The organism is Thermocrinis ruber (assembly GCF_000512735.1).
Taxonomy (GTDB): domain Bacteria; phylum Aquificota; class Aquificia; order Aquificales; family Aquificaceae; genus Thermocrinis; species Thermocrinis ruber.
The window spans coordinates 356,432-369,660 of sequence record NZ_CP007028.1 but is presented as its reverse complement, the minus strand read 5'-3'; the positions used below and the strand labels follow the sequence as shown (position 1 = coordinate 369,660).

The window sequence follows — 13,229 nt, the reverse complement described above, 5'->3', positions numbered from 1 at the left end:
CATCAGGAGGGAAAGAGTATGAAAAGGGTGGTCTATACGTTGCTTTTGCTTGGGGCGGTCTCCTTTGGTAAGGATGTGGAACTCAAGGAGGTGAGCGTGACTGCCACAAGGACCGAGAGAAAGACAGAGGATGTGCCAGCAAGCGTAAGCGTGATAGGAAAAGAAAAGATCCAAGAGAAACCTATGTTAAACCTCTACGATGCACTGCAGGGAGTGCCTGGTGTAAATGTTGTCTCAAGAAATCAAGGCTACGACACAAGGTTGATAATAAGGGGTGCGGGGTTAAAGGCGACCTACGGCGTAAGGGAGATCATGATATTGCTTAACGGCGTCCCTATCACCGACCCGGACAGCCTTACAAGGCTTGACTTTGTGGATACATCCCTCATTGAAAGGGTGGAGGTGGTAAAGGGTCCCAACTCAACCCTTTGGGGTGTGAATGCGTCCGGGGGCGTTATAAATGTGATAACAAAAAATCCCTTTGAAAGGAAAGGGGGCTTTATAAAGCTGGGCTTTGGAGACTACAACACACAGAATCACAACCTTTATTACTCCACACTCATTGGAAAGGGCTTTTACTTGGGCTTTAACGCAAGCAGGAGGCAAACCGACAACTCTTGGAGACCTTGGAACAAATTCTGGACAAACCAGATAACCCTTCAACCTTCCTATATGTTTGAAAATGGAGACACTTGGGAAAACTATGTTAGCTATACAAAGGCAAGCTTACAGTTGCCCGGAGCTTTGGTAGTTAGACCCGGAACAGACCAGTGGTCTGAGTTTTTACGCACTGGAAAGGTTCCAAGAACCGCAGAGGCATGGAAGCATATGGGAAGATACTCGGAGATATTCTTCTTCAGTTCAAAGCTAACAAAGAGCTTTGGAAATTGGGAGCTTGTTCCTTTGGTATACCTCAACCACTGGCAACACTACCACCCTGTAACTGGTAGGATAAACGATGCGGACACATGGGTCTATGGGGCAGACCTTCAGGCTAACTACAAACACAGCCTTGGCATATTAACCACAGGCTTTACCATAAGGCACGATGAACAAAAGACGAATTACTTCAAATACAGGGATGTTCAAGTAGTAGGAGGGAGGATCGTAAGCACCCTTTCGGACAACAAGGGAGACCTTTTGGAAAAGCAAGATCAAAAAACCACTTTGGCGGGTGTGTTTCTTCAGCAGTCTTTCCAAAGGGAGAGGTGGATCTTAGATGTAGGCGCAAGGATTGATAGGGTGAATTTTGACATAAGCGGATACAAGTGGGGAGATTACAGCTTTAGTGCGGGCAATTACAAGATGTGTCCAGCTTCAGGCATAGAAAACTGTTTTGCCTACTCAAGAGAAAAAACTTACACCGTCTTTAGCCCAAGGGTTGGATTTCTTTACAAGCTAACACCCATACTTAACATCTACGGAAACATTTCCACAGGAGCCAACACGCCCACCAGCGGTGAGCTTTCTTCAAACCCAAACTTAGAGCTTGCAAAGGTTATAAACTACGAGGTGGGCTTAAAGGCAAGGCACAAGAAGTTTTCCTTTGACACAGCCCTTTATCTTATGGATGTTAAGGATGAAGTGGTTAGGGTAATTCAACCCGGTGGACAAACTACATTTACCAATGCAGGAAAGACGCAGAAGAAGGGCTTTGAATTCGCTGGAACTTATCAACTGATAGAAGGTTTAGAGGTTGGAGCATCATACGCCTACTCGGATTATAAGTTTAAAAGGTTTAGTGAGCTGGTTGGTAGCACAAACATAGATAGAAGCGGAAACAGGCTTCCTTATATTCCGATACATCAATACTCTGCCTTTATAAGCTACAAGCATACCTCTGGCTTTAGGTTCCGAGTGCAAGCAGATACTTGGGGAAGCTACTACATGGACAACGCAAACACGGAAAAGTATGAAGGTTATGAGTTTCTCACCAGTGCCAGCGTGGGCTACAGCAGGGGCAATCTGGACCTATCCCTCACGGTGGATAACCTCTTTGACAAAAAGTATGCGGTGGAGGTTACAAAGGACACCTCTGGCGTAAAGAGATATGCTCCGGGTCCACCAAGGACCTTTTTAGTAAGGCTTACCTACAACTTTTAAGGAGGTTTTATCATGCAAACACAAAGGGTTCATTTCATAGCCAAGAGAAGCCAAAGGGACATCTTTGGCATACCCGTGCTTAGCTTTTTCTTTAAAAACAAATACATGCTTACCCTTTACAGGCTTACTACTCTATTCCTGCTTGTTTATGCCATAATATACGGCATACTCAACCCTACCAAAGAGAACATATTTACCACTGCGGTGTTTTGGTCCATATTTTGGCCCTTCTTCATGGTTATAACGCTTCCAACCCTTGGAAATGTCTTCTGTATGGTCTGTCCCCACGGATTTTTGGGAAAGCACATAACCAAGTTTGGATTAAAGTTAAGGGTTCCCAGATGGCTTGCCAATCCCTACATAGGTCTTATAGGCTTCAACATCTTAGCCTACTGGTTTGTGATATATACTTTTCCAGGCTTTTTGAAAAGCCCACTTATCACGGCAATTTTCTTCCTATTTTTCACCATACTTTCAATACTATTCTTCTCCCTATTTAGAGGTATGGCTTACTGTAAATATATATGTCCCATCGGTTCTGTTAATACCGCCTTTGCAAGGACATCTCCTGTATGGCTTTCCACCTACGAGGAAGAGTGTAAAAGCTGTAAAAAGCCCGACTGTGCTTTGGCATGTCCCTACGAGCTAAACCCTTCAAAGTTTGAAGAAAGAAAGTCTATGATGTACTGCACCATGTGCATGGAGTGTGCCCATGCGTGCGACGCGGTAAAGCTGGAGTTTAGAAAGTTTGGATATTCCCTTTACGAAAGGATCAAAAATTCAAAAATGATAGAGGTTATGGTCTATATACTCCTTGTGGCGGTAATAACCTTTACCATGCGATTTCATCATGGACTATCAAGAACTGCCCTTTCTGAATACATGCCTTGGGTGATAGTTGGAAACTATCTACAAAAGACCTTTGGTCTTCCCAAGTGGGTGGATATGACCGGGCTTGTTGCCATGTTGATGGCACTTTCCTTGGTGCTGTTTTTAGTCTGGGCAAGCTTCACTCTAATAGCCAAGATTACAGGAAAAAGCTTTAGAGAAGTCCTTCTCACCCTTGGATACGCCTTCGCACCTTTGATGATAGTGGGAGGCCTTTCCCACGTGCTTGAGTTCTTCTTTATAGAGTATTACCACAACATAGTAAATGGCTTTTCTCAAGCTTTTGGGCTTGGCATACAAGCGGAACCTTTAGCAAAGAGAGGAGACCATTGGCTACATATCTTTAGGATTTTCCCGTTCGTAGCGGGATTCTGGAGCATGCATATACTCTGGAGAAGAACAGAGTTTATTGGAAAAGACAGGCGTCTTTCAGTATTCTTAGTTTCCTCCATCCTTCCGGTGGTATATCTTTTGCTGACATTGTTCAGTCTGATTGCCATACTCTTTTTCCCAGCCCAGCACTTTCATAGGCATTGATCAAAAGGCTATGATTAAAAGCAGTGAGCAGGCAATGGGTGCTTTTCTTGCCACAGGGTGAGGATCAAAGCATCTTCGTATTTTTGGGTTTTCCTCTCTTTTTTTGCTTGCCTGTTTGGACCAACTCTCTTAAGGAAGGGGTTTCCTTAAGTGCAGAACCGTCTTTAGATGGCTTGCCTCTTCTTCATGTACGCTTCCTTAAGCTAAAAAGTTGCCGTCCTCAAATCTTCCCCTTTTTCTTAACAATTTCTTAACGTTTTACCTTTACAATATAGCTAATGATAAATCACGTAGCCACCTATGGCAACATGCTGAGCATATACTTTGATAGCGTGGAGGAGAAGGTTCTCTTTAAAAGTAGGGTGGAGGGTTTAAAGGGTATAACAATAGAAAAGGAAGGTTACAAGACTTTAAAACTCAAAGTAGAGGACCAAGCCCTATTAGAAAGCCTGCGTAAGAACTTAGAGAGAAGGGAAAGTCTAACGATTGAAGATTTGCATTTTTATCTTTCTCCTTTCATCAAGCACCCTGCCCTCAAGCTTGCCTTTTCTGTTTTTACCTTTGGTTTTGCGGTAGGATTGCTAAGTTTTTCTTTATGCACTATGTTTATTGTACCTACCCTTAAAACTACCTTTGGGAGGTAAAGGATGCTGAACTTTAACATTCCATCCACCATAGGAGGATGCCTAAGCACCAACATGCTCCTTTACGGTGTGGGAGCATTTGTGGGTCTTGTGGTACTAAACAGGCTCTTAAAGGACTCAAGACCTTTGCTGGTGTCTGCCACCAAGGAGGTTATAGCCTTCAAGGAGTGGCTGTCAGCCAGCATAGATGAGAACAAGGAGTTCTGGGAGGATGTGGTGGCAGAGGCAAAACACCTTTATAAGTTAGAGATTGAAAGAAAGCTTGAGATACTCCAAAAACAGCAGGAAGCTTTGCAACGCATAAAACAAAACCTGTAAGGAGGTTAAGAGATGAACTTTAGTCAGATCCTAAGCAGGACTTTCTGTTCGGGACCCTTTAGCTTTGCCTTGGGTTTTGGACTTGGCATTCTTGGTGCCTATATGCTAAGCAGAATGCAAGAGCACAAAAAGTTAGAAGAAGCTCAAAAGGAAATAGAAGCCCTAATTAAAGCATTGGAGAGCAAACTTCAAGAGAAGAAAGAGGAAGGCTGATGCCCATACCTTACCAGATCAAAAGGCTCAGGGCAGGTAGCCTCAAAATCTCCTCGCCTCTTTTTAGCCTACTCCACCACCCGGAGGAGGTCATAGGAGCCTTCTTTGAGAAGTTCGGAGGTGTAAAGGAAGTAGCTTACAGCAAATCCTCAGGAAGTATAACCATACGCTACGAGCCATCTGAGTTTGACCTGATAGGCTTTATAAACTACCTTCAAACTTCTACCCCTGAACTCTTTTTGGAGGACCTCAGCAAAGAAAAGGTTAGAATTAGCCCAGAGAAGGATGGAGGCGATAGCTTTTGGTTTGGAGTGGCAAGCCTTGGGCTATTGCTAAATTTTCTGCCTCTACCAAACCCTCTTTTGAGAGGTCTCGCCCTCTTCTCCAGCCTGCCCGTCTTTAGAAAAGCCTTTAACTCTCTGAAAAGAAGGAAGATAGATGTTCATACTCTTGATGCGTCCGCCGTAGTTCTCACCTCCCTTTCGGGTAGCCCCTTCTCCGCCCAGCTTATGGCTTGGCTTTTGTCCCTTGGGGATTATTTGGAGGAAAAGATAGAAAGGAAGGCATACAGTAGCATAGAAGCCCTAATGGAGTATAGAAAGGATTATGCTTGGCTGGTGGTTGCAGACGGACAGGCAAAAAGGGTAAGGGCTGAAGAGCTAAAGGTGGGGGATATCATAGTAGTCTATGCAGGAGAGAAGATTACCGCAGATGGAGAGGTTATAGAGGGAGAAGCTTTAGTAAATCAGGCATCGCTAACGGGCGAGTCAAATCCTGTTTTAAAGAGGTCTGGGAACAAGGTCTATGCGGGTACCCTTGTGGAGGATGGAAAGCTCTATGTAAGAGTTCAGGCGGTGGGAGAAGACACGGTGGTTGCGGGCATAGTAAAGATCATAGAGCAAAACATAAAGGAGCCTTTGAGCATTCAAAAGAAGGCAGAAGAGTTTGCCAACAGATTCGTCCTCCCTACTATGGCAGTAGGGCTTTCCGCTTATGCCCTTACGAGAAACCTTCAGAGGCTGTCTTCTGTGCTAATAGTGGATTATCACACGGGCGTGCATCTTTCTACTCCTGTGGGTGTTCTCAGTGCCATATCCCAACTGGCTGAGAGAGGTATTTTGGTAAAAAGTGGAAGCAAGCTGGAGCTTTTGGCAAAAGCGGACACCTTTGTAATGGACAAGACAGGCACCCTGACAGTGGGGCACCCTCGCATAATGGATGTGGTGGGTTTGTCCATCTCAGAGGAGGATGTTCTGCTTTATGGTGCATCTCTTGAGCAGAGGATCACCCATCCTGTAGCAAGGGCAATAGTAAGGCTGGCGGAGGAGAGGGGAATAACGCTATTGCCAAGACTGGATTCCAAGTATCATATAGGGCTTGGTATAGAAGGCGTTATTGCTGGAAAGCACTTTTTGCTTGGTAGCACACGATTTATGCAAAAAAAGAGAATAAAGATCTCCCAGGAGATTAGAGAGCTGGTGGATAAGTTCCACTCGGAGGGAAAAAGCGTCCTGTATCTTGTCCAAGAGAGAAAAATTGTGGGGCTTATCACCTTCTCGGACCCACTGAGAGAGGAAGCTAGGGATGTGGTCAGAGCCCTGAAAAGCAGGGGCAAGAGGGTTATCCTTTGCACTGGCGACAACGAGGGTGTAGCCAGCTACATAGCCAAAACTTTGGGCGTGGACCAATTTTATGCGAGGGTCTTTCCCGCAGAGAAGGCTCAGATCGTCAAAAAGCTCAGGGAAGAAGGCAGGATAGTAGTCTTTGTTGGAGATGGAGTAAACGACTCGCCAGCCCTGACCAGTGCAAACGTGGGTATATCTCTAAGAAGCGGAACGGACATAGCCATAGAGGTAGCGGATGTGGTTATCGGAGACAGTTTGTGGCACCTTTTGGATGTGGTGGATGTGTCCCAAGGGCTCATGAGAAAGTTATCCAGAATATACAGCCTGAACGCCATAGCAAACACGGTAGGCTTAGTGGGCTCTGCCCTTGGACTGATAGGTCCAAGCATTGCCACCTTAATAAACAACGGTAGCACTATCGCTTTAGCTACCTATGCCCTTAAAAAAATTTAAGGAGGTTTAGCCATGGAAGAGAAGGACCTAAAGCAAGAGTTAGAGAGGATCAAGCAAGAGCTGGAAGAACTCAAGAAGAAGCTCTCCGTTGAGGAGGGCAAGTCTCTAAAGGAGCTTCCTCAGGAAGCAGTTAAAAAGCTGGTGGAAACTGCTTCGGAGGTGGGCAAAACCGCCATGGAAATAGCGGAGAAAGCCTTTGCAGTGGTAAAGGGCGCCGCTGTTGGTGCAATTGAAGGAGCCAAAGGTGCCCTCAAGGAGGAAAAGAAAGAGGAAGAGCAAAAATAATGAAACTGATAAAGACAAGGAGCGGTAGGTATATAAACGCCTACCATGCAATAGCCTTTTCTATAGAAGAGAGCGTAATAGAGGTGGAGGGCAAAAGGAGAAGGGTGTATAATCTGGTGGTTCATTTGCCCCAGCCCCTCCTCCCCGCCATCCTTGGTATATATCCCACCGAGGAGGAAGCCCATCAATACTTGGAAGCTCTGGTAAATGAGCTCTGCGGAGAGAAAAGCATAATCCATGTTGAAAGCCACTTCTGAAGACATCAAAATAGAGCTCAGGGCTCTGGCACACAAGCTGGAGGAAGGACACAGGGAAAAGCTAACAAAAATATCCCCTCCTATACTGGTGGCAATAGAACTACCCCATAGCTTTGAGAAGGTCCTGTTTTTGGTAGGAGAGGGAAAAATAAAGGAAGTTCATCAGGAGGACATCTCAGACAGTAAAATATACTTGGGTTACAGAGAGTTTAAAAGGCTCTTAGAAAAGCCCCAGAGGATTCTTCAATACATTGCCAGCGGAAGGGTGCGTATAAAGGGAGACCTAAGGCGTGTTCTTTCTTCCCTTGAAGTCCTGAGTGAATAAGCTTCATAAGTTCTTTACTTTTTCTACATACTTTTTAATGTCAAACTTTGCTTCTAAGCCCGATGCACTCATGTATCGGATTTTTCCAAAGATTTTTCTCTCTTTCCAAGGTCTGTCGTGGGTTCCAAAACACCAAGATATTCCCGCATAACCGTTTGGGTCCCTTCCATCAAGCTCGTATTTATCGTTCAGATAGCACGCTATATCAAAGGCTTTCTTTGGGTCATCCGTCCATTCTATAAGCTTTTTGCACCAATACATTCTCATGTAGTTGTGCATCTTCCCTGTTTTCAAAAGTTCTAACTGTGCGGAATTCCAATATTCATCGTGAGTTTTTGCATTTTCAAGCTCTTCAATCGTGTAAATATACTCCCTCTTGTCGTTTTTGTGTTCTTCCAATGTTTCTTTAGCCCATTCCGGAATACCTTCATACTGATTATAGTTTGGATTGTAGTAGCAAAAGTTCCTCGCAAGCTCCCTCCAAACTATAAGCTCGTTAAAAAAGCTATCTACGTTTTCATCATTCCTTCCATACTTTGATAAAACCTCAAGGACCACTTCTATGGGCGAGATCTGTCCAAAGTGCAAATAAGGACTAAGGTTTGACTGATAGTCAAGCTCCGGATGAGACCTGAACTCTTTGTATCTATGCAGTTTTTTCTCAATAAACTCCTCCAAGTATTTTCTTGCTTGACTGTAGCCTCCCACAAAAGGTGATAAGCTAACGCTTTTGTCTATGTTGAGAATGTTTAAAATCTCCAAGGAGTTGTTGAAAGCTATCTCCTCTATCCCAAAATCAAAGCTAACCGATTTAATCTTCGGCTCCCTTGGCTTTAGTTCAACAATGTATTTGTCCAACAAACTGTAAATCTTTTTTCTAAAGGTAAAGGCATAAGGTTCTTGCCTGTCTGATGCAATCTCAACTGGAACGCACACATCAGACTCTATTTCATACACTGGAACATCTAATCTGTCCGCTATGTATTTGTTTAGCTTTCTGTGATACTTCAAGTATGCTTTATCTGTAATCAAAGCATAGGCATTCTCTGATAGCTCTATAATCCTTTGTCTAATATCATTTACCTTTTCTATAGCAAACTTTATCCCTCTCTCTTCTACGGATTTTTTGGCTTCTAAAATCCCATCCAACATAAATTTGTAGTATCGTGCGTTTGAGTATTTATACTTGTCTGTTATTAGGAAGTATACCAATAGTGGTTTTCCGCTTTGGTTTGACAGCTCTATGGCAAACTCAAGGCTATGGTTGAAGTGTGCCCTGTGGCTGTGAGAAATCCAGTATATTATGTATTTGCCATTTGTGTTAAACTGTCTGCGGTTTATAACCTTTACTCTTCCTGTGAATTCTTGCTCCATTACTTATCTCCTTTTTTCCATAATAACTCATGCTTATTTTAGTTTTTTTACAAATAACCTGTAAAATTTTAAGTTTAATGCGATAAAAATTAACTTCATCATGAAAAACATTTCCTGTAGAATGTCCAGTGAAATAGACCTTAGGAAGCAGTACCATGAGGAAGTTTTTAGTAGCCCTAATGTGTTGGTCGAGTACCTTTAGTAAGCAAAAAGCAAATGTTTAAAACAATAGAGAATGGTTATACCCTTGGATATGTCCCACGGCCGCTCGTTATAGTGGTCGTGGGCGAAAATCCTTTTACCGTTGGCTGGCATACGCCTGTAAATAAAAATCCCTTTTTATACTCTATATCCATAGATAAGACAAACTACAGCTACAGGCTTTTGAAAGACAACTTCACAATCAATTTTTTAACATCAGAGTACTTTGAACAAATTCTTATTGCAGGCTCTTATCACGGAGACCAAGTTGATAAACTAAGCTTAATGAAGAACATACATTTGATAGATAGCGAAAAAGTGGCTTCAAAAAGCATCTTAGAGTCCTTTATGGTTTATGAGTGTGAAGTTTATGAAAAATTGGATTTTCAGGATCATTCCCTCGTGATTGGTAGGGTTTTAGCAATAAAGTACAAGCGAGGAAAGGTAAAACCCAAGAATAAGTTAGTTTTCTCAATGGGAAAGAACTACTACTGCTTCAACACTAAAGGATTTTATAAAAAAATCTGAATGTGGAAAACTTTCCATCATAAAAGTATTCTAACTCTCCGTTGAAAAATATCTTTAATCTCTCTCTCAGATTTTTAAGACCCGTTCCCTCCTTTATATCTTCAAAACCTTTTCCGCTATCTTTAACCTCCACATAAAGATATCCATCTTTTATGTAAGAGTTTATGATAACTTTTCCGTTGTTTCTCAAACCATGCTTTATGGCATTTTCAACAAGAAGCTGTATGGACATCTTAGGGACTTGCAAAGATAGTGTATCTTTGTCTATGTTAAACTCAAACTCTATGGCGGGAAATCTTAACTTCTCAATAAAGATAAAGTTTTTCACTATTTTAAGCTCATCCTGTAAGGTTATGATGCTATTCTCGTCTATGATCATTCTTAGGAATTGAGATAGTTTTAGCATTCCTTTTTCCGCAAGCTTTGGGTCTATGTAAATTAACTCCGAGAGTGTGTTTAAAGCGTTGAATAAAAAGTGTGGATTTATCTGATACTCTAATGCTTTTAGCCTTAGCTCTATGTTTAACCTATTCAACTCTTCCTCTACTTTCTTGGAATTTACAATCATGTATAAAAGATTACCTATTAACATTGTCAAGAGTCCTACCATTGCGCTCAGATAGAGGAGAAGTAGAACGGAAAACTCCAGTTCTATCAGTTTTAGCATCTTTATAAATTCAAAGGCGGTTATACTTCCAAGAAATCCAGCAAAGAAAGCCATTAAGAGACTCACAAAAGTCCAGTATTTATCGCTCAACAAGGGCAGGATCTTCTTGTTGCTTAGATTGATTAAAGTAAAAGAAAACACAAATATAAAAAATCCAAAAATAGCACCGGAAATCATTCCCTTTATAACGGGAATGTTCAAAATTAGAGATATAAAACCGCCAAGAATTGAACCAAACACTAAGCCAAAGACAAACACTATCGTCCAGTCTTTTCTGTTTATCTCAATAAAGTATCTCATCTATATCCTCTATTTGCAGAAGTAAGTTTAGCACGCCAACTATGACACCAGGCCAGCCTTGACCTGGGAAAACAGAGTCTCCAACCAAATACAAACCTTTTATTGGTGTAAAGTTAAAAGGATACCTTAGCGGAATGTAGTCCTTTATAAGCGGTATTCCTCCTACCGTTCCATTGTACCTTCCAGTGTATCTTTGAAAGGTCTTTGGAGTTCCTACTATAACATTTTCTATGCTGAGGTATTTAAACTTGGGCACATACTCAAAAAGTTTATTTAAGATAAATTCCTTTGCCTTCTCTTTTTTCTCAAGATATTCCTGCTTGTCTAAATCCTGCCATAGGGATATTTTGCAGTGTGTGGAAATAGTTACAGATTTCTTGCCATCCTTTGTAAGCACTTCGTCCTCTTTGTCTGACACGGATACAAAGAAGGAATTACTACCGGTGTAAGGATTTATGTCTTTGTGAATTATCTGGTAGTGATATTCATCAATTAAGTTCTCTTTATCTTCTACGTTAAAGTAGATTGTTAAGCTTGACCATATTTTTGAGTATATCTTTCTGTTTTTGATGCAATTCTCTTTCAAATCCTCAAGCAAGTCGCAGTAATCCCAAATGGTTTTATTTAGGATCACGTTTTTAGCCTCAAAAACTCCCTTGTCTGTTATAACCTGGAAAACATCTTTTACTTTTCTAATTTTTATTACCCTATGCCTTAAAAAAACGTTCTTGTAGTCGTGGGCTAAAAAGTCAAAGACCTTTCCCATTCCACCATAAACGTAGTAATTATCAAGGTTTGGGTATGTTAAACCCATAGCACCAACAGATATAGGAACCTCTTCACTGTATCCTTGCGATGTCATCAGAATCTGATTGTCTAAAAAGTGCTTGAAATCCTCATCAAAATTTCCCAAGTGATCTTTGAAAAACTCGTAGGAAGTCTTGAAGTGATAGGGTAAGGTTTGCATTATGTATCTGCAATTTTCAAAGAACTTTTTTAAAAGTAGTTTTGGGTTTTTGTAGTTTATAGGTATCACGCTGTAGATGTTCTGCCAGTTGGCATCAGATATAGAATAAACCTTTTGCCAAAGGGATTTTAGGTTTTTGTAGTTAAAATTTTTCTCAAGCTCAAAAATTGTTTTTTCTCTATCTGAGTATCTTTTGATTACTTTATCTCCAACATAAACGACCATTGGAACTTCAAGTTTTTTCACTTTTGGCTTTGGAAGGTTTAAGAATTTAAAGACCTTGCCCAATGGCATGTGCTCTTCAAGACCAACCAAAGTGGAAGCTCCAGCGTTGTATAGGTAGTTTTTTCTTCTAAAAGTTGCACTACAACCGCCCAAGTATGGTTCCTTTTCAAGCAAAGCAACGTTTCTACCTATCTTTTTTAATATAGCGTAAGAAACTACTCCACCAATACCGCCACCAACAATCACATAATCAAACATAGGAAATCCTCAGCTTAGAAAGAACATTTGCGGGTTGCTATTTATAAAGATACAAACCTTCATTGAAAGTTTGAAGACTGGTTATTTCATTATGCGGTTAGATTTTGAAATTTAGGGATTAAGTCTAAATCAACTCCTCCGGGAAAGGACTAAGATAAATCTGGGATTGTAAATATTTATCGTTAAACCTGTATATAAAGCCTTTGATGTATTCAAGGAGGGTTTCAAGTTGAAGCTTGCCCTTTCTCAGTCTATCAAGCATCTTAAGTAAATGTCTTTTTTCTGAGTCGGAAATTTTTTCTGAAAGGTGTCCGTAGATGTGCTGAAGGACGTTGGAATGCTTGTTTATGTCTGATTTCTTACTCAAAGCTCTGTGGAATAGGTTTGCATAGCGTTTCATAGTTTCATCCAACCCATACTTTTTCCAGTTGGCAAGAAGGTTTCCCATCTGCTTTAGGGTGTGTGGGTCATAAAGCATGAGTAAATACTTGTGTTCTTGGTGGAATTTTAGTAAGTCGTTAATATCTTTGTAGTTGTTTTTCAGATATCTGAACCTTGCGTGTGAGAAAATCTTTGTCAAAAAGTCCCTTCTTATCCAATAATCGTTTAATCTTCCTTCATCTTCAATGGGCAAATACGGATAGTATTCCATTGCCCTTTGGGCAAACAGACCGCTACTTCTTGCATTTATCAGACCTTTTAGGTTCTCCTGATAAAGTTTAGTGTCCTTTACTCCACAGCTTGGAGATTTTGCCTTTAGTAAAAAGCCGTCAACTTCTCCGAGGGACTTTAGAAAAGTTTCTGAAAATTTTAGCATTTCGTCCGTGTAATCCTTCTTGCTATTGGGCTCTATCATTCTTATTTGATCGCCTTTTTTGTAAAGCAAAACGGTTGGTCTTGGAACGGGCATTCCTATATCCACTTCCGGGCATACTGCTATGTATTCAACATAGTCAAGGAGTTTTTTGCTGAATTCATCGTTAATAATTCCGCCGTTGTATCTAACGGGTGCTATGTTTAGACACCTGCTTATGACGATTCTGGGTTTGTATTGAACCATC

General features: G+C 41.4%; 14 protein-coding genes. 10 read left to right on the top strand and 4 right to left on the bottom strand.

All coding sequences use genetic code 11. The features are described from left to right. The first annotated feature begins 18 nt into the window (after positions 1–18). The 9 genes from THERU_RS01985 (at position 19) to THERU_RS01940 (ending at position 7,648) form a co-directional block, all read left to right on the top strand. Complete coding sequence (locus tag THERU_RS01985) at positions 19–2,103, top strand: TonB-dependent receptor (RefSeq protein WP_025305612.1); 2,085 nt, start codon at positions 19–21, stop codon at positions 2,101–2,103. 12 nt (positions 2,104–2,115) lie between these two features. Continuing rightward, on the top strand, positions 2,116–3,528 hold the full coding sequence (locus tag THERU_RS01980) for a 4Fe-4S binding protein (protein WP_025305611.1): 1,413 nt from the start codon (positions 2,116–2,118) through the stop codon (positions 3,526–3,528). Between the two features lie 278 nt (positions 3,529–3,806). Further along, the gene (locus tag THERU_RS01970) at positions 3,807–4,172 is read left to right on the top strand and encodes a hypothetical protein (protein ID WP_025305609.1); all 366 of its coding nucleotides are present in this window, start codon (positions 3,807–3,809) and stop codon (positions 4,170–4,172) included. 3 nt (positions 4,173–4,175) lie between these two features. Then, entirely contained in the window at positions 4,176–4,490 is a 315-nt protein-coding gene (locus THERU_RS01965) for a hypothetical protein (RefSeq protein ID WP_025305608.1), read from the top strand. 12 nt (positions 4,491–4,502) lie between these two features. Continuing rightward, a complete protein-coding gene (locus THERU_RS01960; RefSeq protein WP_025305607.1) occupies positions 4,503–4,703 on the top strand; it encodes a hypothetical protein in 201 nt (66 codons plus the stop codon). Continuing rightward, positions 4,703–6,781 carry a heavy metal translocating P-type ATPase gene (locus tag THERU_RS01955; protein WP_025305606.1) on the top strand — a complete coding sequence of 693 codons (2,079 nt, stop codon included), beginning with the start codon at positions 4,703–4,705 and terminating at the stop codon, positions 6,779–6,781. Before THERU_RS01960 ends, THERU_RS01955 begins: the two co-directional genes overlap by 1 nt. A gap of 12 nt (positions 6,782–6,793) precedes the next feature. Continuing rightward, entirely contained in the window at positions 6,794–7,066 is a 273-nt protein-coding gene (locus THERU_RS01950) for a hypothetical protein (RefSeq protein WP_025305605.1), read from the top strand. Further along, a complete protein-coding gene (locus THERU_RS01945; protein ID WP_025305604.1) occupies positions 7,066–7,323 on the top strand; it encodes a hypothetical protein in 258 nt (85 codons plus the stop codon). Before THERU_RS01950 ends, THERU_RS01945 begins: the two co-directional genes overlap by 1 nt. Further along, positions 7,304–7,648 carry an SCP2 sterol-binding domain-containing protein gene (locus THERU_RS01940; protein ID WP_025305603.1) on the top strand — a complete coding sequence of 115 codons (345 nt, stop codon included), beginning with the start codon at positions 7,304–7,306 and terminating at the stop codon, positions 7,646–7,648. The genes THERU_RS01945 and THERU_RS01940 overlap by 20 nt, the downstream gene beginning before the upstream one ends. A 3-nt stretch (positions 7,649–7,651) precedes the next feature. Here the strand turns inward: THERU_RS01940 and THERU_RS01935 are convergent, their stop codons facing one another. Then, on the bottom strand, positions 7,652–9,022 hold the full coding sequence (locus THERU_RS01935) for a deoxyribodipyrimidine photo-lyase (protein WP_025305602.1): 1,371 nt from the start codon (positions 9,020–9,022) through the stop codon (positions 7,652–7,654). Positions 9,023–9,238: 216 nt separating this feature from the next. Between THERU_RS01935 and THERU_RS01930 the strand changes: the two genes are divergently transcribed. Next, complete coding sequence (locus THERU_RS01930; protein WP_025305601.1) at positions 9,239–9,751, top strand: flavin reductase family protein; 513 nt, start codon at positions 9,239–9,241, stop codon at positions 9,749–9,751. On the opposite strand, the gene THERU_RS01925 is transcribed toward THERU_RS01930, so the two are convergent. From THERU_RS01925 to THERU_RS01915, 3 genes are all read right to left on the bottom strand, one after another. Continuing rightward, positions 9,726–10,718 (bottom strand): sensor histidine kinase, encoded by a 993-nt coding sequence (locus THERU_RS01925; protein ID WP_025305600.1) that lies wholly within the window; start codon positions 10,716–10,718, stop codon positions 9,726–9,728. The two genes, THERU_RS01930 and THERU_RS01925, sit on opposite strands and share 26 nt — an antisense overlap. After that, on the bottom strand, positions 10,702–12,168 hold the full coding sequence (locus THERU_RS01920; protein WP_025305599.1) for a phytoene desaturase family protein: 1,467 nt from the start codon (positions 12,166–12,168) through the stop codon (positions 10,702–10,704). Before THERU_RS01920 ends, THERU_RS01925 begins: the two co-directional genes overlap by 17 nt. Positions 12,169–12,292: 124 nt before the next feature. Then, the gene (locus THERU_RS01915; RefSeq protein WP_025305598.1) at positions 12,293–13,228 is read right to left on the bottom strand and encodes a YbgA family protein; all 936 of its coding nucleotides are present in this window, start codon (positions 13,226–13,228) and stop codon (positions 12,293–12,295) included. Position 13,229: the final 1 nt, after the last annotated feature.

Excerpts from the sequence above, each read along its gene's own strand:
- THERU_RS01985 (WP_025305612.1), top strand. The coding sequence starts at position 19 with ATGAAAAGGGTGGTCTATACGTTGCTTTTGCTTGGGGCGGTCTCCTTT.
- THERU_RS01980 (WP_025305611.1), top strand. The coding sequence starts at position 2,116 with ATGCAAACACAAAGGGTTCATTTCATAGCCAAGAGAAGCCAAAGGGAC.
- THERU_RS01970 (WP_025305609.1), top strand. The coding sequence starts at position 3,807 with ATGATAAATCACGTAGCCACCTATGGCAACATGCTGAGCATATACTTT.
- THERU_RS01965 (WP_025305608.1), top strand. The coding sequence starts at position 4,176 with ATGCTGAACTTTAACATTCCATCCACCATAGGAGGATGCCTAAGCACC.
- THERU_RS01960 (WP_025305607.1), top strand. The coding sequence starts at position 4,503 with ATGAACTTTAGTCAGATCCTAAGCAGGACTTTCTGTTCGGGACCCTTT.
- THERU_RS01955 (WP_025305606.1), top strand. The coding sequence starts at position 4,703 with ATGCCCATACCTTACCAGATCAAAAGGCTCAGGGCAGGTAGCCTCAAA.
- THERU_RS01950 (WP_025305605.1), top strand. The coding sequence starts at position 6,794 with ATGGAAGAGAAGGACCTAAAGCAAGAGTTAGAGAGGATCAAGCAAGAG.
- THERU_RS01945 (WP_025305604.1), top strand. The coding sequence starts at position 7,066 with ATGAAACTGATAAAGACAAGGAGCGGTAGGTATATAAACGCCTACCAT.
- THERU_RS01940 (WP_025305603.1), top strand. The coding sequence starts at position 7,304 with ATGTTGAAAGCCACTTCTGAAGACATCAAAATAGAGCTCAGGGCTCTG.
- THERU_RS01935 (WP_025305602.1), bottom strand. The coding sequence starts at position 9,022 with ATGGAGCAAGAATTCACAGGAAGAGTAAAGGTTATAAACCGCAGACAG.
- THERU_RS01930 (WP_025305601.1), top strand. The coding sequence starts at position 9,239 with ATGTTTAAAACAATAGAGAATGGTTATACCCTTGGATATGTCCCACGG.
- THERU_RS01925 (WP_025305600.1), bottom strand. The coding sequence starts at position 10,718 with ATGAGATACTTTATTGAGATAAACAGAAAAGACTGGACGATAGTGTTT.
- THERU_RS01920 (WP_025305599.1), bottom strand. The coding sequence starts at position 12,168 with ATGTTTGATTATGTGATTGTTGGTGGCGGTATTGGTGGAGTAGTTTCT.
- THERU_RS01915 (WP_025305598.1), bottom strand. The coding sequence starts at position 13,228 with ATGGTTCAATACAAACCCAGAATCGTCATAAGCAGGTGTCTAAACATA.